Origin of the sequence: Paraburkholderia sp. PREW-6R (assembly GCF_039621805.1) — a bacterium.
Classification (GTDB): domain Bacteria; phylum Pseudomonadota; class Gammaproteobacteria; order Burkholderiales; family Burkholderiaceae; genus Paraburkholderia.
The window spans coordinates 1,025,417-1,049,860 of sequence record NZ_CP155074.1; the positions used below are offsets into that span (position 1 = coordinate 1,025,417).

Annotated in this window: 24 protein-coding genes and 1 pseudogene; 18 read left to right on the plus strand and 7 right to left on the minus strand. The window is 62.7% G+C overall.

Annotated features, from left to right (window positions below):
• The first annotated feature begins 225 nt into the window (after nt 1–225).
• Nucleotides 226–1,032, plus strand: coding sequence for a transglutaminase family protein (locus AAGS40_RS19755; protein ID WP_345816477.1), 807 nt, complete (start codon nt 226–228; stop codon nt 1,030–1,032).
• On the opposite strand, the gene AAGS40_RS19760 is transcribed toward AAGS40_RS19755, so the two are convergent.
• Both AAGS40_RS19760 and AAGS40_RS19765 read right to left on the minus strand, forming a co-directional pair.
• Nucleotides 1,029–1,241: a hypothetical protein gene (locus AAGS40_RS19760; protein WP_345816478.1), complete on the minus strand. Its 213-nt coding sequence runs from the start codon at nt 1,239–1,241 to the stop codon at nt 1,029–1,031. The genes AAGS40_RS19755 and AAGS40_RS19760 overlap by 4 nt on opposite strands.
• A 6-nt stretch (nt 1,242–1,247) precedes the next feature.
• On the minus strand, nt 1,248–2,150 hold the full coding sequence (locus tag AAGS40_RS19765; RefSeq protein WP_345816479.1) for an SDR family oxidoreductase: 903 nt from the start codon (nt 2,148–2,150) through the stop codon (nt 1,248–1,250).
• A 96-nt stretch (nt 2,151–2,246) separates the two neighbouring features.
• On the opposite strand from AAGS40_RS19765, the gene AAGS40_RS19770 reads away from it, so the two are divergent.
• The gene (locus AAGS40_RS19770; RefSeq protein WP_345816480.1) at nt 2,247–3,413 is read left to right on the plus strand and encodes a hypothetical protein; all 1,167 of its coding nucleotides are present in this window, start codon (nt 2,247–2,249) and stop codon (nt 3,411–3,413) included.
• Between the two features lie 23 nt (nt 3,414–3,436).
• Nucleotides 3,437–4,153 carry an FCD domain-containing protein gene (locus tag AAGS40_RS19775; protein WP_345816481.1) on the plus strand — a complete coding sequence of 239 codons (717 nt, stop codon included), beginning with the start codon at nt 3,437–3,439 and terminating at the stop codon, nt 4,151–4,153.
• Between the two features lie 7 nt (nt 4,154–4,160).
• Here the strand turns inward: AAGS40_RS19775 and AAGS40_RS19780 are convergent, their stop codons facing one another.
• Nucleotides 4,161–4,940, minus strand: a complete 780-nt coding sequence (locus tag AAGS40_RS19780; RefSeq protein WP_345816482.1) for an aldolase/citrate lyase family protein — start codon at nt 4,938–4,940, stop codon at nt 4,161–4,163.
• Between the two features lie 247 nt (nt 4,941–5,187).
• On the opposite strand from AAGS40_RS19780, the gene AAGS40_RS19785 reads away from it, so the two are divergent.
• From AAGS40_RS19785 to AAGS40_RS19805, 5 genes are all read left to right on the plus strand, one after another.
• Nucleotides 5,188–6,084 carry a fumarylacetoacetate hydrolase family protein gene (locus AAGS40_RS19785; protein WP_345816483.1) on the plus strand — a complete coding sequence of 299 codons (897 nt, stop codon included), beginning with the start codon at nt 5,188–5,190 and terminating at the stop codon, nt 6,082–6,084.
• 169 nt (nt 6,085–6,253) lie between these two features.
• On the plus strand, nt 6,254–7,621 hold the full coding sequence (locus AAGS40_RS19790; protein ID WP_345816484.1) for an MFS transporter: 1,368 nt from the start codon (nt 6,254–6,256) through the stop codon (nt 7,619–7,621).
• Nucleotides 7,618–8,613, plus strand: a complete 996-nt coding sequence (locus AAGS40_RS19795; protein WP_345816485.1) for a peptidyl-alpha-hydroxyglycine alpha-amidating lyase family protein — start codon at nt 7,618–7,620, stop codon at nt 8,611–8,613. The genes AAGS40_RS19790 and AAGS40_RS19795 overlap by 4 nt, the downstream gene beginning before the upstream one ends.
• Nucleotides 8,606–10,339 carry a GMC family oxidoreductase N-terminal domain-containing protein gene (locus AAGS40_RS19800; RefSeq protein ID WP_345816486.1) on the plus strand — a complete coding sequence of 578 codons (1,734 nt, stop codon included), beginning with the start codon at nt 8,606–8,608 and terminating at the stop codon, nt 10,337–10,339. The genes AAGS40_RS19795 and AAGS40_RS19800 overlap by 8 nt, the downstream gene beginning before the upstream one ends.
• A gap of 106 nt (nt 10,340–10,445) precedes the next feature.
• A complete protein-coding gene (locus tag AAGS40_RS19805; protein ID WP_345816487.1) occupies nt 10,446–11,042 on the plus strand; it encodes a class I SAM-dependent methyltransferase in 597 nt (198 codons plus the stop codon).
• A 333-nt stretch (nt 11,043–11,375) separates the two neighbouring features.
• Here AAGS40_RS19805 and AAGS40_RS19810 read toward each other — a convergent pair.
• Together AAGS40_RS19810 and dinB are read right to left on the minus strand one after the other, a co-directional pair.
• Nucleotides 11,376–12,163, minus strand: a pseudogene (locus AAGS40_RS19810) (branched-chain amino acid ABC transporter substrate-binding protein); the annotation flags it as partial.
• Between the two features lie 20 nt (nt 12,164–12,183).
• On the minus strand, nt 12,184–13,371 hold the full coding sequence (gene dinB, locus AAGS40_RS19815) for a DNA polymerase IV (RefSeq protein WP_345816488.1): 1,188 nt from the start codon (nt 13,369–13,371) through the stop codon (nt 12,184–12,186).
• Nucleotides 13,372–13,863: 492 nt separating this feature from the next.
• Here dinB and AAGS40_RS19820 point away from each other — a divergent pair, with 492 nt between their 5' ends.
• A complete protein-coding gene (locus AAGS40_RS19820; protein WP_345816489.1) occupies nt 13,864–14,097 on the plus strand; it encodes a hypothetical protein in 234 nt (77 codons plus the stop codon).
• A 296-nt stretch (nt 14,098–14,393) separates the two neighbouring features.
• Here the strand turns inward: AAGS40_RS19820 and AAGS40_RS19825 are convergent, their stop codons facing one another.
• Nucleotides 14,394–14,615, minus strand: a complete 222-nt coding sequence (locus AAGS40_RS19825) for a hypothetical protein (RefSeq protein WP_345816516.1) — start codon at nt 14,613–14,615, stop codon at nt 14,394–14,396.
• A gap of 750 nt (nt 14,616–15,365) precedes the next feature.
• Here AAGS40_RS19825 and AAGS40_RS19830 point away from each other — a divergent pair.
• The 4 genes from AAGS40_RS19830 to AAGS40_RS19845 all read left to right on the plus strand — a co-directional run bounded on the left by AAGS40_RS19830 (nt 15,366) and on the right by AAGS40_RS19845 (nt 18,318).
• Entirely contained in the window at nt 15,366–15,761 is a 396-nt protein-coding gene (locus AAGS40_RS19830; protein WP_345816490.1) for a DUF427 domain-containing protein, read from the plus strand.
• A 189-nt stretch (nt 15,762–15,950) separates the two neighbouring features.
• Nucleotides 15,951–16,202 carry a hypothetical protein gene (locus AAGS40_RS19835; protein WP_345816491.1) on the plus strand — a complete coding sequence of 84 codons (252 nt, stop codon included), beginning with the start codon at nt 15,951–15,953 and terminating at the stop codon, nt 16,200–16,202.
• A gap of 176 nt (nt 16,203–16,378) precedes the next feature.
• On the plus strand, nt 16,379–17,596 hold the full coding sequence (locus tag AAGS40_RS19840) for a DUF917 domain-containing protein (RefSeq protein ID WP_345816492.1): 1,218 nt from the start codon (nt 16,379–16,381) through the stop codon (nt 17,594–17,596).
• Nucleotides 17,593–18,318 (plus strand): aspartate/glutamate racemase family protein, encoded by a 726-nt coding sequence (locus AAGS40_RS19845; RefSeq protein WP_345816493.1) that lies wholly within the window; start codon nt 17,593–17,595, stop codon nt 18,316–18,318. The genes AAGS40_RS19840 and AAGS40_RS19845 overlap by 4 nt, the downstream gene beginning before the upstream one ends.
• Before the next feature lie 13 nt (nt 18,319–18,331).
• On the opposite strand, the gene AAGS40_RS19850 is transcribed toward AAGS40_RS19845, so the two are convergent.
• Nucleotides 18,332–19,264 carry a LysR substrate-binding domain-containing protein gene (locus AAGS40_RS19850; RefSeq protein WP_345816494.1) on the minus strand — a complete coding sequence of 311 codons (933 nt, stop codon included), beginning with the start codon at nt 19,262–19,264 and terminating at the stop codon, nt 18,332–18,334.
• Between the two features lie 155 nt (nt 19,265–19,419).
• Here AAGS40_RS19850 and AAGS40_RS19855 point away from each other — a divergent pair, with 155 nt between their 5' ends.
• The 5 genes from AAGS40_RS19855 to AAGS40_RS19875 are packed head-to-tail and all read left to right on the plus strand — an operon-like array spanning nt 19,420 to nt 24,440.
• Complete coding sequence (locus tag AAGS40_RS19855; RefSeq protein ID WP_345816495.1) at nt 19,420–20,496, plus strand: ABC transporter substrate-binding protein; 1,077 nt, start codon at nt 19,420–19,422, stop codon at nt 20,494–20,496.
• A gap of 57 nt (nt 20,497–20,553) precedes the next feature.
• The gene (locus tag AAGS40_RS19860) at nt 20,554–21,633 is read left to right on the plus strand and encodes an ABC transporter ATP-binding protein (RefSeq protein ID WP_345816496.1); all 1,080 of its coding nucleotides are present in this window, start codon (nt 20,554–20,556) and stop codon (nt 21,631–21,633) included.
• Nucleotides 21,620–22,492, plus strand: a complete 873-nt coding sequence (locus AAGS40_RS19865; RefSeq protein ID WP_345816497.1) for an ABC transporter permease — start codon at nt 21,620–21,622, stop codon at nt 22,490–22,492. The genes AAGS40_RS19860 and AAGS40_RS19865 overlap by 14 nt, the downstream gene beginning before the upstream one ends.
• Before the next feature lie 17 nt (nt 22,493–22,509).
• On the plus strand, nt 22,510–23,307 hold the full coding sequence (locus AAGS40_RS19870; protein WP_345816498.1) for an ABC transporter permease: 798 nt from the start codon (nt 22,510–22,512) through the stop codon (nt 23,305–23,307).
• Nucleotides 23,308–23,312: 5 nt separating this feature from the next.
• On the plus strand, nt 23,313–24,440 hold the full coding sequence (locus AAGS40_RS19875; RefSeq protein ID WP_345816517.1) for an FAD-dependent oxidoreductase: 1,128 nt from the start codon (nt 23,313–23,315) through the stop codon (nt 24,438–24,440).
• Nucleotides 24,441–24,444 lie beyond the last annotated feature (4 nt).

The window sequence follows — 24,444 nt, forward strand, 5'->3', positions numbered from 1 at the left end:
TGAAAAAGTCGGTTCGAGAAACTCTCCCGGTCTGCGGCAGATTGCAGTGACGTGCGCCGCTCAAACGATCTGCCGCCGAGCGTTCTCCTGTTCTGTCTTTTTCCGCCACATTCAAAGCAGGATCTCCCGGAACCCGACATACGGCTATGGGTGGGAACGAATGTTGCGGTGTCATCGACGACTGGCTCTGCATGAGCCCCACTGTGTCGGACCAAAGGTGATCGGATGAGACTTCGCGTGGGTTATGAGTTGGTATATGAGTTTCCTCAACCGACGCCGATGCTGTTGATGCTGAACACGCATTTCTCGCGTGCTCAGGATATGGTCACGCCGGACCACATCAACACTCAGCCGTGGGTGCCGCTGCGACAATATCAGGACTCGTTTGGCAACCTCTGTACGCGTCTCACGGCGCCGGCTGGCATGTTGACGCTCTCGGCGCGCGGCGTGTTCGAAGTGCCGGCCGAGCACGAGCGTCCGGGTGTGAACACCTATCAGCATGCGATCGAAGAGCTGCCCGACGAGTGCATGATGTTCCTGCTGGGCAGCCGCTACTGCGAAACGGACCTGCTTTCCGACACCGCGTGGCAGATGTTCGGTCACACCCCGCTGGGCCGTGCGCGTGTGCAGGCAATCTGCGACTTCGTCCACAACCACATTCGTTTCGACTACAACTGCGCGCGGCCCACGAAGACCGCGTGGCAGACGTTGCAGGATGGCGCGGGTGTGTGTCGCGATTACGCGCATCTTGCAGTGGCGCTGTGCCGCGCGATGAATATTCCGGCGCGCTATTGTACGGGGTACATCAGCGACGTGGGCTTGCCTCCGCCCTACGCGCCGATGGATTTCTGCGCGTGGTTTGAAGCTTATCTCGGTGACGGGTGGGAGACCTTCGATCCGCGTAATAACGCGCCGCGTACAGGGCGCATTCTGATGGCGCGCGGCCGCGACGCCGCCGATGTAGCGATCAGCAATACATTCGGACCTTCGCTGCTGAGCCGCTTTCTGGTGGTGTGCGAGCCGGACGTTTAAGCGCGCTCGCGCGACGACGAAGAGCCGAAGCGGGGCACATCGCACGGACGGTCGAAAAGCGGCGGTGAGTTGCCAGGCACGCACCACCAGCCGATCGATCCTGCGGCGCCGCTCAAGGCGACCGGACGGCCATCGCTGATCGCTCGATACGCATTGAGCGGCAGCGCGACATGGTCGTCGTGTCGCCAGATTGCGCGGACGTCGTCCATGTCTACTCAGGGCAGGTGATTGCCGCCGGTCACGCCATACACTTCGCCGGTCACGAAGCTCGACTCCTGCGACGCGAGCAGCACATAGACGGGCGCCAGTTCGGCCGGCTGGCCGGGACGTTTCATCGGCGCTTCGGTGCCGAACTTCTCGATCTTGTCCTGCGGCTGCCCACCGCTTGGCTGCAGCGGCGTCCACACCGGACCCGGCGCCACGGCGTTCACGCGTACACCCTGGTTGATGACCTGCTTCGCTAACGCATGGGTGAATGCGGTGATCGCAGCTTTGGTCGACGCGTAATCCAGCAGACCCGCGCTCGGTTGATAGCTCTGGATCGACGTCGTGTTGATGATCGTCGCGCCCGGCGGCAGATGAGGCATCGCTGCCTTGCATAGCCAGAACATCGCGAACACGTTGGTGCGGAATGTCGCTTCGAATTGCGCCGTGGTCAGATCGGCAATCTCTTCGACATAGGTCTGTTTTCCGGCCACGTTGACGAGAATATCCAGCCCGCCGAGCCCGTCGACCGCGTCGTTGACGAGTCGCATGCAGAAGCCTTCATCGGATATATCGCCGGGCAGATCCACCACCGTGCGGCCCGCTTCTTTCACCAGCGCGATCACCTCGCGCGCATCGGCTTCCTCGCCCGGCAGATAGTTCAACGCGACGTCGGCGCCCTCGCGCGCGAATGCAATCGCGACCGCGCGGCCGATCCCGCTGTCGGCGCCGGTGATCAGCGCGCGACGTCCGGCGAGGCGGCCGAAGCCCTTATAGCTCGTCTCTCCATGGTCAGGCTTCGGCGTCATGTCTTTGGCCAGGCCTGGCGCAGACTGCGGTTGTCTTTCGAAATCAGGTTGCGGGTACTGGGTTCGCGGATCCTGCATCGTGAACTGGTCTTTGCTTGCGGACATCAATGGACTCCTTGGTTTGACGGAACGCGAACGCGTGCGGCCTTCGCGCGCGGTATGCGGTCGAGCAAGGGGTATTCCCGAAGGTCCGCCGAAGCGGTGACTTCATCCGACGCACTGTGCGCCGTCTTATCGCCCGGAATTGCAAGCGCGTTATTCCCGCCTCCCTCAACACTAAAGCTTCCGACGCAATTAGCCGTTATCTATAGAACGTTTGCCTTCTTCGGCGAGGCGCACTGTCGGCAAGTAACAATTGCCTTGGATACGCGCGTTGCAACTGGAAGCAGAAAAAAATTATTGTCTTCGGGGAATCACATGGACGCGTTGAGCGGCGTAGTCGAATTGGCGTGCAGGCATTCGGACGTCCAGCCATTGCTTTTCAACTGGTTAGGCATTGCCGCGACCGAAAAGGCCAGACAGGACATCCAGATCGTCGATGCGCGCTTCGTGTTTCTGCCCGCTGTGCGCCTTCGCGCGACTTATCACGTCGCCTGGTCCGCAGAAATCGGGCACGTCGATGAAGCGCGCCATCAAGCCGACAGGAGTCAGTATGCAATGGCGCTCGCTCAATTCAGGCGCCTGCCGGAAAGCGAAAGGCGACTCAGGTCCGAGCCTCGCGAGCCACGGGAAACCGATTATCTTCTCTTCCAGTCGCGCAACGGCGTTCATCAGGGTGGCTATGTCACTGAATTGCTGCCCGCGTTCTCCGCCCGCTCGGCGAACACCGGTGAAGAGCGTTTTGGCTGGATCCGGGAACTGATCCGTACGATGCCCGCAGCAGAAGCGGGTTCGGGCCGCGTGTCGCGCGAATCCATGGAGGCGAAAATGCTGGACGGTGACGAGAAGATCTCGTTCGTCGAACGGCCTGCTCTCGACCAGATGTTTCGGGGACTTTACGAGCCCGTCGCGGACATGATCCAACGACAGATCCAGGACCAATACCTGGGCGCAACGAAGTACTGGAAGGATCTCGAAACAGAAAATCTGGACGACGTGAACTGTCGGTTCGTCGCCGAGCACGATCTGTCCGTTCCATTCGTCCTCGTTGATTTCACACGCCACGGCCAGATCCGTTCATGCGTGTTCGACGGCGCCAACCCACAGCGGGTAGCGGGGCGAAAACCGCGTCGCACGCTCGGCGAGGTGTACGTGAATCTCACACATAAACTCTGGCGCGGTTCGTCGATCGTGCCTTCTGGCGGCCAGCGCGCGGCGCTCCCGCCCGATGCGTTCGCCTCGGGCCAGACTGATGGGGCATCGATCTAGGCCTGCATTAGTATAATGCGGGCATGGCAGACCACCCGACCCGCACGCAGACCAGCCGCATCTTCGCGGTACTCGCAGAACAACTCGCTGCTCGCATCAACGCAGGCGAATTCGGCGAGGGCGAGCGTTTGCCGTCGGAGCGCGAACTGGCGATCGAGTATCAATGTAGCCGCACGTCGGTGCGCGAAGCGATTCTGCTGCTGCAATCGCGCGGGCTGCTCGGCAAGGAACACAAGGCGCGAGCGCGGGTTACCCGTCCGGATTCGGCGGGCATGCTCGACTTGCTCTCCGGCGCGGCGCGCAGCCTCGTGGAGAGCGTGGAGGGTATCGCTAACCTGCAGGAAGCCCGCACATTGTTCGAGTGCGGGCTGGCGCGCCATGCGGCACGTCATGCCACGCCCAAACAGGTCGAACGGCTGTCGCTGGCATTGGGCGATAACCGGCGAGCGATTAACGATCCGCAGGCTTTTATTCGTACCGACATGGCGTTTCATCTCGCTATCGCCGAGATTCCAAACAATCCTCTCTTCATCTCTCTGCATCAGGCTTTGGGGCAATGGCTCGTGGACCAACGCACCACGGGCATGAATGTGCAGGGCTCGACACGGGCCGTATGGCGCGATCATGAAGCGATATTCGATGCCATTGCCGCGCACGACGTCGAAGCGGCCGACAAGGCCATGGCCACGCATCTTGCCAACGTCGCGCGCTATTTCTGGAAAGCGCGCGCGGCGCTTTGACCGTGCATTAGTGTTCAGTCAGCCGCGCGCTTGCGAGCTGCTCCCGCATGGCGCGGCCAAGCAGCAACGTATCCGCGCTCAACGTGATCAGGCGATGCCCACGTTCGAGCAGATCGGCGAGCGTCGTTCCAGGGTAAAGCACGGTGCCGAGCGCCTTGCCTTCGGCGGCCACGGCCTTCTCCAGGTCGCGCATCGCTGCAATGAAGTCCGGATGATCGAATTGCGCCGTGACGCCCATATCCGCGCTGAGGTCGAACACGCCGACCACCACCGCGTCGATCCCTTCCACCGCGGCAATCGCGCGTGCGTTCGACGCACCCTGACGGCTTTCGATCATCACACTGACGAACGCGTCGTTGTTGTAGCGGCTGTCGTAGCCCTGAGCCATCAAACCGTAGCCTGACGCGCGCGCGACCAGCGTACCGTTGCCGCGCTTGCCGGCGGGCGGATACAACGCGGCCCGCGCGACGGCGCGCGCCTCGTCCGCGCTGTTGACGCCAGGCACGAGCAGCATGTCGGCCCCTGCATCGAGTGCCTTGCCGATCAACACCGCATCGTTCGACGCCACCCTTAACATGGCGGCCGCTCCGCCCGCGTTGATCGCCTGCATGATCGCCTGATGCGAGAGCGTATCGCCCGGACCGTGTTCGGCATCCACGATGACGATGTCATAGCCCGCGAGCGCGGCCATTTCCGCGACCTGCGGACTGGCGAAGCCGTGCAGCAGACCATATGCGGGTTGTCCCGAATGCAACATCTGTTTGATTCTGGCTGAGCGAACCGACATGGCGTCTCCTGTGAGGTGATTTGAAAAATTCATTCTGGTCTATCCAGATGGATGGAAGCGGCATTCCCATTGGGCTTGCCGAAGCGCCTCCAGATTGACGGTGAAATGGCTGTCGGAAAAGGGCTTGACGCGCATTCCCCTCGCTGACAGTATCGCTCAAAACCGGAGTCGGGTCGCAACGATTGATATCTGGCAATACCAGATTCGACTTCGAAGCAGCGCCGCACCGATCGACACAGGAGACGTCATGCGCTTCGTGACATTCATGCACAGCAGCGGGCCTCGCGTCGGCCTCGTGAGCGGCGATGAAATCGTTGAACTCCACTCGTACGACCACGCGTTGCCCACGGATCTGGCTGCCTTACTCGCGCTGGGTCGAGATACCTGGACGCGCATCGTCCAGCGAGCGCAGGCGGGCACGGCCCGTCGCGTGCCGCTTGCCGGAACCCGCCTTTGCGCACCGGTCGCCACTCCGTCGAAGGTATTCGGCATCGGCATGAATTTCAGCTCGTTTCTGAGCGCCGCGCAGCACCGCGGGATGATGGCGACGCCGGGCCAGCGCATCTGGTTTAACCGTCAGCCGCGCTGCGTGGCCGGACCCGCCGACGACATTCTCATGCCCCATACCTCCAAGGCGCTGGACTTCGAGGGTGAGCTCGCCATCGTGATCGGCTCGCGTTGCCGCCATCTCAGCGCCGCGCAGGCGCGCGACGCGATTGCCGGCTACACCATCTGCAATGATCTGACGGTACGCGACTGGGCCGCGCGCTGCCCGCTGCTAGGCAAATCGTTCGACACGCATGCGCCGATGGGCCCGTGGCTTGTGACCGCCGATGAAATCGACGATCCGCACTCGCTGACGATTACCACTACCGTCAATGGCGAACGCCGCCAGCACGGCAGTACGCGGGAGATGCTGACCGACTGCTATGCGCTGGTTGCGGAGTTGAGCGCCATCACCACGCTCGAACCGGGCGACGTGATTCTCACCGGCACACCGGACGGTTGTGGCGCGTTGAGCGATCCGCCGCGCTTTCTGTGCGAAGGCGACTGCGTGCGCGTGTGCATCGAGGGCATCGGAGAAATTGCCAACACGGTGGTGCCGGAACTCGTTACGCAACTGCCGGAGCCTGTCGACGGTTAGACGCCCGCTAGACGCGCCATAGACGCCCATTAAGCGCCGGTATGAAAGAGCCGGGAAAAGTGCAGTGAAGGCGGGCGCAGACTCGCCGCCGCAGTGAGTCAGACATGAATGCAAAGCGGCTTTCGGCACGTATGCACCTCGATACCTGTCGGCCGTAACAGGAGACATCATGAACGAGATCAGTTCGCACGACGCTGCGGATACATCGCCGGCCGCTCCAGGATCGCTCGACGCCATCTACCGCAAGATCGCGTGGCGGCTCATGCCCATGCTCTTTCTCGGCTTCGTCGTGTCATATCTCGATCGATCGAATATCGGCTTTGCGAAATTGCAGATGCAAAGCGAGCTGGCGCTCAGCGAATCCGTCTATGGGCTTGGCGCGGGCATTTTCTTTATCGGCTATTTTCTGTTCGAGGTGCCAAGCAATCTTCTGCTGCATCGCTTCGGCGCGCGGCGCTGGATCGCGCGCATCATGATCAGTTGGGGCGTGATTTCGGCGCTTATGTTCGTGGTACGCGGCCCCCTGTCGTTTTACGCGTTACGCTTTCTGCTCGGCGTCGCTGAAGCGGGGCTCGTGCCCGGCGTGATTCTCTATCTGACCTACTGGTTTCCGGCATCGAGACGAGCCCGCATGGTGGCGATGTTCTACGCCGCGGTGGCCGCGTCGGGGATTATCGGCGGCCCGATTTCGGGCGGTTTGATGAAAACCCTGCAAGGCGCGCATGGGCTGAGCGGCTGGCAATGGCTGTTCATTCTCGAAGGCGTGCCGTCGGTCCTGATGGGTTTTGTCGTATGGCGTTTTCTCGACGATTCCCCCAGCAAAGCGAAGTGGCTGAGTGACGACGAAAAGCAGCTTGTCAGCGCGCGACTCGATCCGCCGCAGCTCGTCCACACGTCGACCTTCAATGCATTTGTCGACCCCAGCATGTGGCTCTATACCGCGGTCTACTTCATGCTGTGCGCGGGCATTGTGGGTGTCGGCCTGTGGATGCCGTCGCTGGTGCAGGCCACCGGTGTGCACGACCTCTTCCTGATAGGCACGCTGACCGCGATTCCATACCTCGTCGCGATCGTCGTGATGATTTTGCATGGTCGTCACTCGGATCGGACCGGCGAACGCCGCTGGCATATTGCACTGCCTATGCTGGTGGGCGCCATTGGAATGACGCTCGCGGTGCGCTTCAGTCACGACACCACCGTTTCGCTGATCGGTCTCACGTTGACTGCGTCGGGCATTCTGTCCGCGACGCCGCCGTTCTGGAGCCTGCCGGTCGCGCGCCTGTCTGGCCGCTCGGGCGCCGTCGGCGTGGCGATGGTCAACGCAGTCGGCAATCTCGGCAGTTTCGTGAGCCCATTTTTTATCGGTTATACACGCGACATCACGCATAGCACGTCGACGGGCTTCTATTCAATTGCCGTGGGACTCTGCCTCGGCGCGTTGCTGATTCTGATGGCCCGTGTGACTCACGCCGTGCCGGGTCGCAGCGACACCTCCGCGCATTCGTTGCGCGATCAACCACTCGGAGGACGCACGTGAATGCACGTGAACCGGTAATGGGCGCGAACGACTACACCTATGTCGCGCACGATTGGGGGCAATTGCCGGACGGCTGGCGCTGCGGTGATGTCGGCGGGGTTGCCGTCGATCGGCACGACAATGTGTACGTGTTCAATCGCAGCGAGCATCCGATGCTGGTGTTCGACCGCGACGGGCGCTTTCTACGTTCGTGGGGGGAGGACCAGTTCGTGCGGCCGCACGGCATCCATATCGGCCCCGATGACGCCATCTATTGCACTGACGACGGCGCGCATACCGTCAAGCGGTTTTCGTCCGGCGGCCGACTCGAACTCACGATCGGCACACCGCAAGAGGGCGCGCCGTTCATGAGCGGCAGACCATTCAATCGCTGCACGCACACGGCGCTGTCGCCGGACGGAGATATTTACGTGACCGACGGGTACGGCAATGCCCGTGTCCACAAGTTTTCGGCGCACGGAAAGCTGCTCGCATCCTGGGGTGGTCCAGGCATCGAGCCGGGACAGTTCAACATTCCGCACAATCTCTGCTGTGACGCGAATGGCTGGGTCTACGTGGCCGACCGCGAAAATCATCGCGTGCAGGTTTTCGACGCCGATGGACGCTTCGAGACGCAATGGCACTCGCTGCATCGGCCTTGCGCATTCTGTATGAGCGGCACAGCGGATGCACGTTTTTACGTCGGCGAAGTGGGTCCGGGTTTGCCGATTAACCGGCTCGTGCCGAATCTCGGTCCGCGCATCACCGTGCTCGATGCAAGCGGAACGATCCTCGCGCGCATCGGCACGGAAGGCGCGGGATTGGGGCTGAGCCAGTTTATCGCGCCGCACGGCATGGCCGTCGATTCACACGGCGACATTTACGTCGGCGAAGTCAGCCATGCGGCGTGGCCCGAGGTGTTCCCGGGGGAGCCCCTACCTGAGCAGTTGCGCACGTTGCGCAAGCTCGTGCGCGCACCGGCGGACGCGGCGAGCGGAGGCAGTCATGACTGATCCGGTCTATGACGTGATCGTGGTGGGCGCGGGCGCTGCCGGCTGCGCGATGGCCGCGCGCCTCTCGGAAGATCCCGTCCGACGCGTGCTGCTGATCGAAGCCGGCAGCGATCTGGTCGCGGGTCGCGAACCGCCTGTGATCCGCGATCCGTTTCCGTCGGGCTATGGCGATCCACGCTATTCGTGGGCCGATCTGCGCGTGACCGTGGGACCTGATCGGGGCAACGGACGCGGCGCGTTCGCGCGCCAGTACACTCAGGGACGCGTGCTCGGCGGGAGTTCGAGCATTAATGGCATGGTGGCGCAACGGGGTCTGCCGGAAGATTTCGAGGACTGGGCCCGTTCAGGTGCGACAGGCTGGGACTGGGCCGGCGTGCTGCCGTATTATCGCAAGCTGGAGAATGATCAGGACTTCGACGGACCGATGCATGGCCGCAACGGTCCGATGGTGATCCGCCGCCAGCCTCGCGGCGCGTGGCCGCCTTTTTCACGTGCGATCGCCGAGACGCTGGTGGCGCGCGGATACCCGCTGCTCGAAGACTTGCACGCTGACGACCGCGACGGCGTGGCCGTCATGCCGATGAACAATCTGCCGGAGCATCGCATGTCGAGCGCCTCCGCGTATCTGACCGAGGCCACGCGCCAACGCGCCAATCTGGACGTGATGTGCAATTCGGACGTCGTGCGTATTGCGTTCGACGGGCGCACGGTGACGGGCGTCCACGTGCGCCGCGACGATGGCGCACACTTTGTCCACGGACGCGAAGTCGTGTTGTGCGCGGGTGCGATATTCTCGCCAACGCTTCTGTTGCGCTCCGGCGTCGGTCCCGCCGGCGATCTGACTGAGCTCGGCATTCCAGTCGTTGCCGACCTCCCAGGCGTTGGCCGTCATCTGCAGAATCATCCTGGGATGCATGTAGCGGTTCATTTGCCACAGCAGTCGATTCAGCCCGCGGCGATGCGCTGCTGGTCGCATAGTCTGTTACGGTATTCGTCGGGTATGCCGGGCTGTACGCGTGGCGACATGTACCTTTTTCCCGTCAGCAAGACCGCATGGCACCCGATCGGCCGACGCGTCGGCGCAATCAGTCTGTGCGTTCAGAAGCCTTTTTCGCGAGGCTCGGTGACTTTGCGCGATGCCCGGCCGGACACGAATCCGGCTGTCGATTTCAATCTGCTGTCCGATGAGCGCGACTTCAAGCGAATGGTGGCGGGACTGCGGCTGGCGATGTCGCTACTCGACGACCCAAACGTGCGGCCGCATATCAATAACGTGTTCCACCCGACCAATGGCCAGGCCAACGCGTTAAACCGGGTCTCCACCGTCAACTGGATGAAAAGCTGGCTGTTCGACAAGGCACTCGACGTGTCGCCGGGCATCCGGCGTCGGCTACTCGGCGACGCCGCGATCGACCCCGGCGCTCTGATGCAGGACGAAGCCGCGCTTGCGCACACGGTGCGCGAGTACAGCGCCGGTGTGCATCACGTCGCCGGCTCATGCAGGATGGGCAGTCGCCACGATGCCCAGACCGTGGTGGATTCCGAGGGCCGGGTGATCGGCGTCAACGGACTCAGAGTCGCCGATACGTCGATCATGCCAAGCATCGTCACGGCCTGTACGCATCTCACGGCAATCATGATCGGCGAGAAGATCGCGGACGCGATCAGGCAACGTGGCGACGAGGGATGGCAGGCGGGACGGCTCGAGGTGCAGCATGCGGGTTGAGCTCGCGGCGACCGAGACCGGCCAGGAACGCGAACACCTGTCCTATGACCTGGCACACCCTCAGCTAAACTGACGCGTCACCAGATCATTGAGCGGAGCGAACCCAATGGATGTCCAGACATTGGAGGCCTACAACCAGCGGGCAAGGTCCTATGCCCGCGACTGGATCGAGCAGGACGCGCCTGACGATATGTATCGGCTATTACGCCAGTATTTTCAGCCCGGACCGACTGCAGACGTGGGTTGCGGAGCAGGCCGCGATACCGCCTGGCTCGCCGCGAACGGCTTTGTAGCCACTGGCTTCGACGCATCTGAAGGTTTGATCGAAGAGGCGAGGGCCACTTATCCGAACCTGACGTTTCGGCGCGCTGACCTGCCGGGACTTGATGGCGTCGAGAGAGGCGCTTATCAAAACGTTCTTTGCGAGACCGTCGTGATGCATCTCGAACCGGCGTCGATAAAAGAGGCAATCAACTCACTCGTCGGACTAGTGTGCGCCGGGGGAACGCTGTATATCAGCTGGCGAGTGACCGAGGGTAAGACGATACGCGACGACGCGGGGCGACTCTACTCATCTTTCGATCGAGAGCTTGTCGTTGTCCCATTGCTCGAAAAATGCGATCTGCTTTTCGAGGAGGATGTCACGAGCGCATCCTCGCGCAAACGCGTCGAGCGGCTCGTTGCCAGAAAGAGGGCGATATAGCGCGAGTCTCGCATGCGTTATGACAGACGCGTCATGCGTGAGCTTGGCGAGGCGCCTGGGTCGGACTCGCGAGCGAGCGAATGTGAAGAAGGCCGTCAAGGTGGCGAGCTGTGCGACCGCATGACAAACTGGCCGAGGCGGCGGACAAGCTGCGTTGGAAAATCTTAGCCTGGGGCGGGGCCGCGTGTTCATCGGCATGACAAAAAAAGCGAGTCTCATGTCAACCACAGGACTCGCGAAATCGGCGCGCGACGATTGAAAGAGGAGTAGCGATCGCTCGCCCGCGCCGCGGCCTGGGACCAGGCCCACCTGACTGGAACAGTTAAACCGGGATCACTTCGTGCCGACGGTTTGCAGCGCCACCCACCTGCCATTCGTGACCTTGTACACCGTCACACCGCCGTACTTCAGATCACCGCGATCGTCATAAGCGAGTTCATTGGTCGTCACGCCCTTCATCTGCGTGGCCTTCAGGACCGGCAGATAGGTGTGCGGTCGACCGAGTTGGATTGTTTCATGGCGTTGAGTACGGCCATCGTGCCGTCGTAGGCGTACGGCGAATAAAGTTCGACTTCGTTGCCGAAGCGCTTCTTATAGCGCTCCACATACGACTTGCCGCCAGGCATCTTGTCGAGCGGACTGCCGCCCGACGAAGCCAGCGCACCTTCTGCCGCAGGACCCGCAATCTTCAGCAATTCGTCTGAATGGATCATGTCCGGCCCAATCAACGTTCCCTTGACCGCCAGCGTGCGCATCTGCTTGAGGAACGGCGCCGCTTGCGTGTCTGCGCCGCCGTAAAAGATCGCGTCCGCATCGAACTGCTTGATGTGCGTCAGAATGGCGCGGAAGTCGACCGCTTTGTCGTTCGTGAACTCTTGCGCGACGATCGTGCCGCCCGCTGCCTTCACCGCCTTCGCAAATTCTTCCGCCACGCCCTGGCCGTACGCCGTGCGGTCGTCGACGATGGCGAAGCGCTTGAACTTCAGGTCTTTGACCGCGTAGTCGCCGAGCACGCCGCCTTGCTGCGAATCGGATGTGACCAGACGGAACGTGGTTGCAAGGCCCTGCGCCGTGTAGGCAGGCGCGGTGGCGGTTGCGAGCTCGGGGATGCCGGCCTTCGCACGCCTTGGACAGTGACCCGTCACCCGGTTCGTTCAACGACTGGCGTGGCGTCATTCATATCGAAGTCGAATTCCGACTGTGACCACGGCGCCTCGCGTTCTGCGACATTGGAATCCGTGAGCGCCGTCGCTTTCACGCCGAGCAAACGAATGTTCCGGCGCAATTCGATCCGTCTCAGGCATTCTGTCGCCGCCGCCCGGATCGCGCGCGCGTCCGCAATGGCGCCCTCTAGTGTGAGATCTCGCGTCACCGTGTCGAAGTCGGCAAACCGGACCTTGATGCCAATGCACCCGGCGACCAGGTTGCGGCGGGCCAGGTCTTCCGACAGACGGGTACACAGCATGGTGAAGCGCTCGGAAAGCTCCGCGCGGTCACGCCGCGGATGCAGATCGCGCGAGAACGTGGTCTCGCGCGACTTCGACCGTGGTATCGACGCGGTAACGATCTCACGATCGTCGATACCGTGACAGACGCGGGTAAGCCAGGTCGCATAGCTCAGTCCGAAGTGCTCCTGCAACATGGCTGCCTCCGCGCGTGCAATGTCGCCTACGGTATGAATGCCGAGTGTAGCCAGCCGGTCGCTCGCTTTCGGCCCGATGCCATTCACCTTTTTCGCGGGCAACGGCCAGATGCGCGACGGGATGTCGTCCATCGAGAGGATCGTCAGTCCGTCGGGCTTGTCCAGTTCAGAGCCGATTTTGGCCAGCAGCTTGTTAGGGGCGACGGCGATCGAGCAGGAAAGGCCTGTCGCGTCGACCACCACACGTTTGATTCGCTGGGCCAACACGCGCGTTTCACCTTCCACATCGGTCAGATCGATGTAGATCTCGTCAATCCCCCGGTTTTCGATTCGTGGCGCGATGCTCGCGACCGCCTGCTTGAAGCGCTCGGAGTAGTGACGATACGAATCGAAATTGCTTGGAAGCAGGATCGCATGCGGCGCGAGTTGCGCGGCCTTCATCATTCCCATTGCGGAGAACACGCCGAACTTACGGGCTTCGTACGTCGACGTCGTCACCACGCCCCGGCCCGCATAATCCCGCAGCTTCACGAACCGGCGCGTTCCGTCGGGCAGGACGGTGGGCTCCGCCCGATGTCCTCCGCCGACCACCACCGCCTGCCCGCGCAACTCCGGGTAGCGCAACAGTTCGACGGACGCGAAGAATGCGTCCATGTCCAGATGGGCGATCCGGCGCGGGGGCGTCATGAGTACCGTCACTGTTAAGGGTGCCTACGCGGTGGCTGCGCTCTCTTCAAGCGTTCGGGCTAGCGCGGGTGTTCGGGCATTGCGTTGCTTCTCGTGCTCATAGTGGTGACGAAAGACCAGGTGAGCGGGCTCGACCATCTTGGCAATCTCCAGAATCTTTGAAGCAAATCATGGACTTCAATGCACGCCGGCTCATTGGACGGCGGAGCGCGGCTACCGCGCGAACTTTTTGCGCACCAGATGCCGCGGGACGTCCAGTCTCACGGGACGTTCGCCGCCGCGCGGAAGCTTGCCGCGCGCCACGGGGACGGGATCGAGCCGTTCGGCAGTCATGGTTTCGCTTGACATCGGACACCGGAAAACCTGTATATTTATACAGTATTCTACACAGTCAGTGCTGTGACGTGAACTGACATTATTTTCGAGGAGAGGGGCCGTGCGACATTGCATCGTCCGGCCTCTTGTCCTGCTTCCGTGTCCAGGGAGAACATCATGAGAGCAGAAGAGTGGGTTCGGGAGGCCGAACGCGAATCGAAACTTGTCGACGCGCTGTACAAGGCACGTCATCTGATTTCGATGCACGACGGCATGACCGTCCGATGCGACGGCGAAGAGTGGGCGCTGGATTTCGGGCAGGAGTTGCGCATGATCGATGCCACGTTGAAGATGGCCGGCATCGATACCGCGCGGGTCAAAGGCAGAGCCGTGTCGGGCCGGCCGGGTTGAGCCTGCTGACTGCATCGCGCTGCGACCTCATGGCGGGTTCAAACGTTGCCGCGGAATGGCGTCGCGTCTGGTAGCGGTCGGGAGGCGAGGACGCTGTTCCGTAGGCACCGACCTGGGTTACATCCTTGGAGAGCTCGGTACCTCACTGGCTGCCAAGCGGTTGAACCGCCGCACGCGCTGTTCCTGACGTCGCCGAAAAGGTTGCGGTCGGATAAGCCGTCAATCGCTTGAGCGGGATATGTCATGGGCGCATCGTTGAAGCATGGCTTTGCGATGCGCCGACGTGGACGCCGGGTTTAGCTACGGCCTTCCGTTCCCTTCAGTTGATCATGCCTGTGCGAATGGGTCGCCGCGTACTTCAGCTCGAAATGCGCACCTTTGCCGCTACGCGTGGGTGGAAAGTGTTCGCCTTCGACGCAAGTGACTTCAAAGGTGTCTTTTCCGTCATCATGAACGACAGAATAGATACCAGAAACTTTCACGATTTCGCCCGGCTTGTAAGAGTTGTCGCCTGCCATCATGTTTCCTTTCGAATGGTTGGGAATACTCCCGAAGCAAGCGACGTTCCGAGCATGAGGTGCCGACGGTGGTTGATCTGGCGTTCACGTGATTGCAGCCGGTCGGCGCCAGTAAAACCTTCAGTTTCCGCTGGACGACCGATTTGATGACCTTCACGCGCTCGAGCTCATGCATGCTGATCGTGATGAATCCACGTCCGTTCATGGTCGGGCTCCGGGCTGGCTGTGATGCCGCAGCATGCGCCACAGCTAGCCCGGAGTTGGAAAACCGGACATTTCCAATGAGCCAGAACCGGACATTTCTAAAAAGCTCTGACACACGAAATGTTGATAATTTATCTTATGTCAAATTGTGAAAGCTTCCTACGCCGATAGGGATCGTCAGCCAACCTCATCGCCGCGTGAGCAATCAGGTCGCGTTCAACGTTTCGCTCGGCGACATAGTCGGCGTAGGGAATCACGATATACGCGGGTTTGCCGTCTCGCACATCGATGACCTGAATGTGAGTACGTGCGTTCATCGCGTTTTCTCACTTCGTCCGACCGCACCCATGCCTCTCAAGCATGGGCCCCCGCCTACAAAGTCTTTTTTCTTTATATCGTTGACCACTAGATTATTGAATATAAGGGCACGCGGCGTCCCGCCGCGCCATCACGTGAATCCGCACGATAGGTCGCGCACACCCCAACGCAACTCGTCCCCACCATTTTGCGAAGGCCCACCCTAACCGTCAGATCAAGGAGCGTTACATGGCAAGCAACCTGAACACGACAGGCAAGACCGTCAAGGTGCCCGGCCCCGACCATCCGATCACCATCGAGCCGACCGCGGCTCGCATCGTCGTTATGCTCGCTGGCAAAGTGATCGCCGATACGCGCGACGCGCTGACACTTCGCGAGGCCGCCTACCCCGCTGTCTTTTACATATCGCGCAAGGACGTGGATATGACGCTGCTCGAGCGCACGGCGCATTCCACCTACTGCCCTTACAAGGGTGATTGTTCGTACTACTCGATACCTGCAGGCGGTGAACGCGCTGTGAATGCCGTATGGACATACGAAGATCCGTACGAGGCGGTTGAGCCAATCCGGGACCATCTGGCGTTCTACACCGACCGCGTCGACGCAATCGAGGTACACGCGTAAGCACCCGGATCTCATGCATGACCGCCTGAATGGCCAGACATAACCGCCCACGCACTGACGAGGGAAATACGACGAGGACCGATCCGTTGCACTGGTCACAGGCGCGCTAACTCGCCCCCCGCCCCGCCCCTCTCCGCTCAAGCCAGAAATGTCGTCTAAAGAATTGCGGATGGGCGCCGAAATCCAGTCATGAACAACGACCACCGCCTCTTCGCCGATTCCCCACTCTATGAGGAAGCACGCGCGCTCGAACTCGCCGTGCGAACGCTGCGCCGGGCGCGCGGAAAGCAGAATCCTCAGGACGTCCCTCATGGCTCGCCGCAATGGCACCTTGTCTGCGACGCATTCGCGCGCGATGTCTATCGCGCGATCGGTGGCGATCCGGATCAACTGACGGCGGACATCGCGGCCGGCAAGGCGTCGCCGGGCTCATCATCGTAGGGACGTCTCTGCGGCGCCGGGGCCACCTTTTCGCCGTGCGGCGCACGACTGCGCAAGTTGCGCGCGTCGCATGCCGAGCCGAAGCTGCTCCATCGGCAACGCGCGCTCCCCTCATACCACCTAGTACGACCTGTTTCGCGGACGTTCAGCGAATAACCTTAATCGACACCCACCCCATGGCGTATGAACTAAACAAGGAAGATCTCGAGCCGCTGCTTCTCGGCGGCGCATTCTTCGGTAGCGGCGGCGGCGGCACGATCGAATCGGCACGGCATCTGGCCGCGCATTTCGTGGCCGGCGATTATTATCCGACCGACACGGTCCGCGTGGTGCCAGTTGAAGAAGCGACCGATGGCGCAGCCGTGATGGTCGCCTATCTCGGCGCGCCCGAAGCCATCAACTCGGCGATCTATCCTCTTGGCCCGGTGACCGCCGCACAAAACGTGCAGAGCCGGCTCGCATCGCAAGGCACGAAACTCGCCTATGTCATGCCGCCGGAAAGCGGCGCGTTGGGCTTCACCGTCGCGGCGCTGGTCGCGGCGAAGCTCGGCCTTGCGGTCATCGACGCGGACGGCGCCGGCCGCGCCGTGCCCTCACTGCCGATGCTGACGTTCGCCGCCGCCGAGATCGATCCGCGGCCCGCATTCCTCGTGAGTCAGGGCGGCCTCTCGGTCGAACTGAACGTGACGCCGCGCGACAGCAGCAACGGCGGCCCGAATCATCAGCGCGACGTATCGGCCATCGTCGAACAGATGATGCGCCCCGTCGTCACGGACCCGGAGTTCGGCCAGTTCGGCGGCCTCGCGATGTGGGTGATGAAACCGGCGGACATTCGCCGCGCCACGCCGATTCACGGCACGCTGACGCGCGCACTCGAACTCGGGCGCGCACTGCAGAGCGGCCGGGTGAAGAGCGCGCAGCAAATGGTTCAGTACCTCGCCGAACAGTGCGGGCTTGCCGCTCGCGCCGTCCTGCACGCCGGCGAGCTGGTCTCCGCCGAAGTCGATACGAGCGGCGGCTTCGACGTGGGCAAGATCCGCATCCGGGCCGCAGAGCAGACCTACACCATGATCTACCAGAACGAATCGTTGCTCGTGTGGGACAGTGCGCGCCCGCAGCCGGTCGTCATGGCACCGGACAGCATCGCGTATTTCGTCGGCGGTGACGGCCAGTCGATCTTCAGCAACGGCGACCTTGTGAACGACGACGGTTCGCTGAACCCGGCGGTCGGCAAGCGCCCCGTCACCGTGATCGCATGGCGCGCCGAAGCCGAGTTGCGCAAGCCCGGCCTGAATCTCGACAGCTTTATGGATTCGCTGAACACCCTCGGTTACCTTGGGCCGTACGTGCCGCTTGAAGCGCACCTATCCTCACATCAGGGAGACGCATCGTGAACTCGCCGATCCGTATCTGTGTGCTCGTTCCGGTCGCCACATCGGCCTACAACGACCGGATCATGAAAGCCGTTGCGCCGGTCGTGCCGCCGGACGTGCAGGTCGACATCCGCAATATCACGCAGGGGCATCCGGATATCGAGAACCGCACGAACTGGCTGCAGAACGGCATGCCCGTGGTCGAACTCGCGCAGTCCATTGCGAACGAAGGTTTCGACGGCATCTGGCTGACCGACTTCGACATGTGTGGCGTAGAAGCCGCGCGCGAAGTCATCGACATTCCTATCATCGGCGGCTTTCCGGCTTCGGCGTTCACGGCGCTCGCGCTCAGCCAGCGGTTTTCGATCATCACCATCCTGCAAAGCACGCTTGCCATGCAGCGCGCGCATCCGCAAACGTACGGCATCGAGGACACGTTCGCGTCGATCCGGGCGATCGACTGCCCGGTCTCGCAGCTCGATAACATCGACGTGGTGATCATGCGGACCTTCGAAGCGGCAATGAAAGCGATCCAGGACGACGGCGCGCAAGCCATTCTGCTCGGCTGTACCGGCTTCGTCGACGTCGCGAGCCGCGTGTCCACCCTGCTCGGCGAAGCACTGGGCAGCTATGTGCCGGTGATCGATCCGAACCAGGCGGGGTTCAGCTTCCTCGTTTCGCTGGTGCGCATGAAAGTGCGTCCGAGCCGGCTGACTTACAGCAAGGTCAGCCTTCAGCCGTAGCTTTCATGCGCGGCTAGCGCTTGCGCGCCGCGACGCTGCGGCCCGGTGACACGACTTCGGCGAGCAGCTCGTCATGCAATCCGCGCAACACGTCGACGAATGCCAAAGCGAGCCGCTCGCGTGGCCGGTGCGGAGGAAACAGCAGATAGGTCGGAAAACGGATCGCGGGCGTAAACGGGCGTATCGCAATGTCCGGCCCCGCGAAGTCTCGTGCGACGATCGGATGCGCGAGCGTCACGCCCATTCCGTGCCGGACCATCTCGCAGCACATCGCGGTGTATTGCGCCTCGATTGCGAGAATGCGCTGCACGCCCGCGCGCTGGAACACGTCGTCCATCAGCGTGCGGGTGCCGTCGCCGTGACACAGCGAGATGAAAGACTCGCCTTCCAGGTCCTCCGGCTTGATGCTGCGTTTCGCCGCGAGCTTATGCGCGGCCGGCACCACGCAGACCGCCGACACGTTCGACAACTGCTCCACCTCGCAATCCGAAGCCTCGCTCACATACACCGCGACACCGAGATCGCAGAACTGCGAGGCCGTCCAGTGATTGACGGTGGCCGACGTGTTCACATGCAGCGAGACGGTCACATCCGGATAGCGTTCGACGAAACGTTTGATCGCATGCGGCACCAGCGTCATACCCGCTGACGGCATGGCCGCAATGCGCAGACGCCCGCTGCCGAGATTGCGGATCTGCGCCGCGGCATTCGCGAGACCTTGCAAGCCCACGAATGCGCGCTCCACTTCGCGAAAAAACGCCTCGCCTTCGCTCGTTGGAATGAGCCGCACGCCACTGCGCTGAAAAAGCTGCAAGCCCGTGTCGCGCTCGAGTTGCGCGATCAGCCGGCTCACGTTCGGCTGCGACGTGAACAGCGCCTTGGCCGCGGCCGTCATCGAGCCGGACACCATTACTGCGCGAAACGCTTCTATGTGCTTGAGATTCATCCGTATTCTCCCTGATACAAGTACCTGGACCCATATCATTCCTGCATAGATAACTATTTTATTCGTATTGGACGACATAATCAGGCGGCACGACACTGCATTCTATCGACGGGCGGGCAAGCCCGCCTTCCCCACCGGAACTGGAGATTGTCGTCATGAGAAGCGCGCCGTATCGCCGTCTGTCCTCGCCGTCACGCGTCGCCCATGCGGCGGCTTCCTGTGCCGTTCTGGCTGCCACGCTTGCCGTCGCGTCCGGCGCGCTGGCGGAAACCACGCTTTATGTGGCGAACGTCGGTGGGTCGAATGAACAGGTCTACCGGCAAAAAATCATCCCGCCGTTTGAAAAAGCGCACGACGTGAAGATCGTCTACGTCGCGGGCAATTCGAGCGACACGCTCGCCAAGCTGCAGGCGCAAAAAGGCCACCAGCAGATCAATGTCGCGGTGATGGACGACGGCCCCATGTACCAGGCGATGCAGTTGAACCTGTGCGCGAAGCTGGACGAGGCGCCCGTGATGAAAGACGTCTACCCGCTCGCGCGGCTCGGCCCCACCGCGATTGGCGTCGGCATGGTGGCGACCGGTATCGGCTACAACGAAGAGGCGTTCAAAAAAGCTGGCCTGCCGCCGCCCGACTCATGGAGGGCGCTCACCGACAGCCGCATCAAGGGCAAGATCGGCGTGCCGCCCATCACCAACACGTACGGGCTGCACACGCTCGTCATGCTCGCGCGCCTGTCCGGCGGCGGCGAAAAGAACATCGACCCGGGCTTTGCCGCAATGACGAAGCAGGTCGCGCCGAACGTACTCTCGTGGGCGCCGACGCCTGGCGAAATGGACGGCCAGATGCAGGCCGGCGACGTAATCCTCGCGCCCTACGGCAGCGGCCGCGCAGTCGCTTTGCAAAACACGGGCTTTCCGCTCAAGTTCATCTACCCGAAGGAAGGCGCGGTCGCCCTGCAGGTGGCCGCCTGCGCGGTCGCAGAAAACGCGCAGCCGCAACTGTCGCAGCAGTTCATCCAGTACCTGTTGAGCCCGGAAGTGCAGGCATTGCAGGCCCAGGGCATTGGTCTTGGGCCCGTCAACAGGACGGTGAAGCTCACGCCCGAGGTCGCCGCGCGTGTGCCATACGGACCGGAACAGATCTCGAAGCTCACCGCGATGGACTGGACCACGATCAACCAGCATCGCACCGAGTGGACGGAGCGCTGGAACCGTTCGGTCGAACGCTGATTCCGTCCACCCGCAAGTCCTTCGCGCGGCGCGCGATCTGATGAAGGAGCGAGGCGTATGGCCTTTCTGACTCTGCAAGGCATCTCGAAACGCTACGGCGATTTCACCGCGATCGAGCAACTCGATCTTTCGGTCGAACGCGGTGAACTGCTGTCGCTGCTCGGACCCTCCGGCTGCGGCAAGACCACCACGCTGCAAATGGTCGCGGGTTTCGTCACGCCGACCACCGGCCGCATTCTGCTCGATGGACGCGACATTACCCATGAACGGCCGGAGAAGCGCGGCATCGGCGTGGTGTTTCAAAGCTATGCGCTCTTTCCGCACATGACGGTGGCGGGCAACGTCGGCTTCGGGCTGGAGATGCGCAAGGTCAAACGCAAGGAGCGGGAGGAGCGCGTGGCCGAAGCGCTCGCCCTCGTGCGGCTCAAAGGGCTCGGGCATCGTTATCCGAAGGAACTGTCGGGCGGCCAGCGGCAGCGCGTGGCCATTGCACGCGCCATCGCCATGCAGCCCGAACTGCTGCTGCTCGACGAACCCATGTCCAATCTCGACGCGAAACTGCGCGAGGAAATGCACATCGAGTTGCGCTCGATCCACAAGCGTCTGGGCATCACGACGATTCTGGTCACGCACGATCAGGTGGAGGCCATGACGATGAGTGACCGCATCGCCGTCATGCATCGCGGTGCGATTGCCCAACTGAGCACCCCATACGACGCCTACGAGCGGCCGGCGACGCCGTTCGCGTCCACGTTCCTCGGCCGCACCAATGCGTTTGCCGGCGAAGTGCTGCGCCGCAATCCACGTTGCGCCGAAGTCGACGTGGCGGGCACCACGCTGCATGTTCCGCACGAAGGCCGTCACGTGAACGGCGCCGTCAACGTCTATATCCGGCCGGAGAAAGTCCACCTGGCCAACGGCGACGCGCGCTTGCGCGGCCGCATCGCGACGCGTGTTTTCGTCGGCAACCAGTGGCTGCTCGAAGTGGAGACGGCCCTCGGCAGATTGCGTGTCGCGCAGCCGAACCACGGCGCGCCGCCGCCTGACGAAGGTCACGAAGTCGGCCTCGCATGGACCGACGACGATCTGCGCGTGCTCACGCAGGACGACCGGGAGAGCGCTCATGGCCACGCTTGACGACGCCCGTCCCGGCGCGGCGCCCTGGCTGCTGTCGGGGCCGGCGATGCTGCTTTTCGTCGGCCTGTTGCTGGTGCCGCTGCTGCTCACGCTGATGCTCTCGTTGCGCGTGTTCAGCGATACCGCCGGCGTGACGTCGGCCTACACGCTCGCGAACTACTGGGAAGTGGTGAGCGACCCGTACTACGGCACGATCTTTCTGCGCACCGCCGGCCTCGCTTTCGCCGTCACGCTGCTATCCATCGTGCTCGGCGTGCCGGAGACCATCGTGCTGGCGCGGATGAAACGGCCGTGGCAGTCGCTGTGTCTGCTGGTCGTGCTCGGTCCGCTGCTCATCTCCGTCGTCGTGCGCACGCTCGGCTGGCAGATTCTGCTCGGCAACAACGGTGTGCTGAACACCCTGCTGCAGGCGCTGCATGTGACGAGCGAACCGATCCGCCTCGTCTTTACGATGACCGGCATGATCATCGCCCTCACCCACGTGCTCGTGCCCTTCATGGTCATGTCGGTCTGGGCGACCATGCAGAAGCTCGACCCGCAGGTGGAATGGGCCGGACGTTCGCTCGGCGGCTCGCCGCTCGCGGTGTTCCGCCGGGTGGTGCTGCCGCAGATCATGCCGGGCGTGCTGTCGGGCTCCATCATCGTGTTCGCGCTGTCGGCGTCGGCCTTCGCGACGCCCGCGCTGATCGGCGGCCGCCGCCTGAAGGTGGTCGCGACCGCCGCCTACGACGAATTTCTCGGCACGCTGAACTGGCCGCTCGGCGCGAGCATCGCGGTGCTGCTGCTGATTGCCAACGTGGCGATCGTGATGGGCTGCAGCCGCCTCGCCGAACGCCGCTTCCGGCATATCTTCGACTGAGTGGACGGAGAGCGGACATGAAACAGAACGGCATTCTCGGGCTCGTCTACAACGCGTTCTTCCTCACCTTCATCATCGCGCCGCTTGCCGTCGTGATGCTCGTGGCTTTCACGGACAAAGGCTATATCGCGATGCCTTTCGACGGCGCGTCGCTGCGCTGGTTTCGCGCGATTCTCGAAAACGGCGACATCGTCGCGGCGTTCTGGCTGTCGGTGCGGCTCGCGTTCGCGGCGGCCACCCTCGGTGTGATGCTCGCGGTCCCGGCCGCGCTCGCGATCGCGCGGTATCGCTTTCCGGGCCGCGCCGCGCTCACGAGCTTCTTTCTGTCGCCGATGATGATTCCCGCCGTCGTGCTCGGCATTGCCTTCCTGCGCTTTCTGTCGCTGCTGCATCTGTCGGGCTCGTTCTGGTCGCTGGTGTGCGCGCACGTGATCATCGTGCTGCCCTACGCGTTGCGCCTTGCGCTGTCATCCGCGGTCGGGCTGGATCGCGACGCCGAGCGCGCTGCGCTTTCCTGCGGCGCGAGCCGCTTCACCGCCTTTCGCCGCGTGGTGCTGCCGATGATCCGCACCGGCGTGGCGGGCGGCTGGGTGCTCTCGTTCATCCAGAGTTTCGATGAACTGACCATGACCATTTTCGTTGCGACGCCCGGCACCACCACGCTGCCCGTCGCCATGTACAACCAGATCGCGCAGACGATCGATCCGCTGGTCGCCTCGGTATCGGCGGTCCTGATCGTCGGCACTGTCCTCCTGATGATCGTGCTCGACCGCATGGTGGGACTGGATCGCATTCTGATCGGAGAAGCCCGATGACCTCGATGAACGACACCCGTCCCGACGTGCTGGTGCTGGGCGGCGGCCTCGTGGGTTCCGCCGTCGCCTATGGCCTCGCCCGCGAAGGCGCGCACGTCACCGTGCTCGACGAGGACGACGGCGGCTTGCGCGCGTCGCGCGGCAACTTCGGCCTTGTCTGGATTCAGGGCAAGGGCTATGGACTGTCGCCGTATGCGCGCTGGTCGCGCAGTTCGGCCGCACGCTGGCCGTTGCTGGCCGAAGCGTTGCTGAAGGAAACCGGCGTGGACGTCGCATTGCGCCAGCCAGGCGGCTTCCACTTCTGCTTTAACGACGACGAACTCGCCGAGCGCCATAAACGGCTATCGACGCTGCAAGCCGAACTGGGCGACTACCCGTACGAGATGCTCGACGCCGCCGACGTCCGCGCGCGCATTCCGCAGATCGGTCCGGCCGTGATCGGCGCGAGCTACACGCCGATGGACGGTCACGTGAACCCGCTCAAACTGCTGCGCGCATTGCACACCGCGATGCAGGCGCGCGGCGTGCGCCTCGTGTCCGGTGAGCGCGCGGAGCGCATCGTGCCGCAGCGCGGCGGCTTCGTCGTGCAGGGCAGGCGCGGCACCTATCGCGCGGCGCGCGTGGTGCTCGCCGCCGGCCTCGGCAACCGCACGCTCGCGCCATTCGTCGGGCTGAATGCGCCGGTTGCGCCCAATCGCGGCCAGGTGCTGGTAAGCGAGCGCGTCGCACCCTTCCTCGAATATCCGACGCTCAATGTGCGTCAGACGGACGAAGGCAGCGTGCAGTTCGGCGACTCGATGGAAGAAGTCGGCTTCGACGATTTCACTACCACCCACGTGCTTGCCGACATCGCCCGGCGCGGCGTGCGCGCGTTTCCGCTGCTGCAGCACGTGCGGCTCGTGCGCATGTGGGCCGCGTTGCGCGTCTACAGTCCCGACGGCTTTCCGGTCTACGACCAGTCCGACGCGCATCCCGGCGCGTTCGTCGTCACCTGCCATAGCGGGGTGACGCTGGCGGCCGCGCACGCAATGCGCATTGCGCCGTGGATCATGGGCGCGCCGATCCCCAACGAACTGCCCACCTTCTCCGCACGTCGCTTCGACACCGCCCGTGAACTGATTCCCGCTCACTGAAAAC

Excerpts from the sequence above, each read along its gene's own strand:
- AAGS40_RS19835 (WP_345816491.1), top strand. The coding sequence starts at position 15,951 with ATGAACAACGACCACCGCCTCTTCGCCGATTCCCCACTCTATGAGGAA.
- AAGS40_RS19765 (WP_345816479.1), bottom strand. The coding sequence starts at position 2,150 with ATGTCCGCAAGCAAAGACCAGTTCACGATGCAGGATCCGCGAACCCAG.
- AAGS40_RS19825 (WP_345816516.1), bottom strand. The coding sequence starts at position 14,615 with ATGGCAGGCGACAACTCTTACAAGCCGGGCGAAATCGTGAAAGTTTCT.
- AAGS40_RS19850 (WP_345816494.1), bottom strand. The coding sequence starts at position 19,264 with ATGAATCTCAAGCACATAGAAGCGTTTCGCGCAGTAATGGTGTCCGGC.
- AAGS40_RS19840 (WP_345816492.1), top strand. The coding sequence starts at position 16,379 with ATGGCGTATGAACTAAACAAGGAAGATCTCGAGCCGCTGCTTCTCGGC.
- AAGS40_RS19875 (WP_345816517.1), top strand. The coding sequence starts at position 23,313 with ATGAACGACACCCGTCCCGACGTGCTGGTGCTGGGCGGCGGCCTCGTG.
- AAGS40_RS19780 (WP_345816482.1), bottom strand. The coding sequence starts at position 4,940 with ATGTCGGTTCGCTCAGCCAGAATCAAACAGATGTTGCATTCGGGACAA.
- AAGS40_RS19755 (WP_345816477.1), top strand. The coding sequence starts at position 226 with ATGAGACTTCGCGTGGGTTATGAGTTGGTATATGAGTTTCCTCAACCG.
- AAGS40_RS19785 (WP_345816483.1), top strand. The coding sequence starts at position 5,188 with ATGCGCTTCGTGACATTCATGCACAGCAGCGGGCCTCGCGTCGGCCTC.
- AAGS40_RS19860 (WP_345816496.1), top strand. The coding sequence starts at position 20,554 with ATGGCCTTTCTGACTCTGCAAGGCATCTCGAAACGCTACGGCGATTTC.
- AAGS40_RS19855 (WP_345816495.1), top strand. The coding sequence starts at position 19,420 with ATGAGAAGCGCGCCGTATCGCCGTCTGTCCTCGCCGTCACGCGTCGCC.
- AAGS40_RS19800 (WP_345816486.1), top strand. The coding sequence starts at position 8,606 with ATGACTGATCCGGTCTATGACGTGATCGTGGTGGGCGCGGGCGCTGCC.
- dinB (WP_345816488.1), bottom strand. The coding sequence starts at position 13,371 with ATGACGCCCCCGCGCCGGATCGCCCATCTGGACATGGACGCATTCTTC.
- AAGS40_RS19865 (WP_345816497.1), top strand. The coding sequence starts at position 21,620 with ATGGCCACGCTTGACGACGCCCGTCCCGGCGCGGCGCCCTGGCTGCTG.
- AAGS40_RS19830 (WP_345816490.1), top strand. The coding sequence starts at position 15,366 with ATGGCAAGCAACCTGAACACGACAGGCAAGACCGTCAAGGTGCCCGGC.
- AAGS40_RS19820 (WP_345816489.1), top strand. The coding sequence starts at position 13,864 with ATGAGAGCAGAAGAGTGGGTTCGGGAGGCCGAACGCGAATCGAAACTT.
- AAGS40_RS19790 (WP_345816484.1), top strand. The coding sequence starts at position 6,254 with ATGAACGAGATCAGTTCGCACGACGCTGCGGATACATCGCCGGCCGCT.
- AAGS40_RS19775 (WP_345816481.1), top strand. The coding sequence starts at position 3,437 with ATGGCAGACCACCCGACCCGCACGCAGACCAGCCGCATCTTCGCGGTA.
- AAGS40_RS19760 (WP_345816478.1), bottom strand. The coding sequence starts at position 1,241 with ATGGACGACGTCCGCGCAATCTGGCGACACGACGACCATGTCGCGCTG.
- AAGS40_RS19805 (WP_345816487.1), top strand. The coding sequence starts at position 10,446 with ATGGATGTCCAGACATTGGAGGCCTACAACCAGCGGGCAAGGTCCTAT.
- AAGS40_RS19870 (WP_345816498.1), top strand. The coding sequence starts at position 22,510 with ATGAAACAGAACGGCATTCTCGGGCTCGTCTACAACGCGTTCTTCCTC.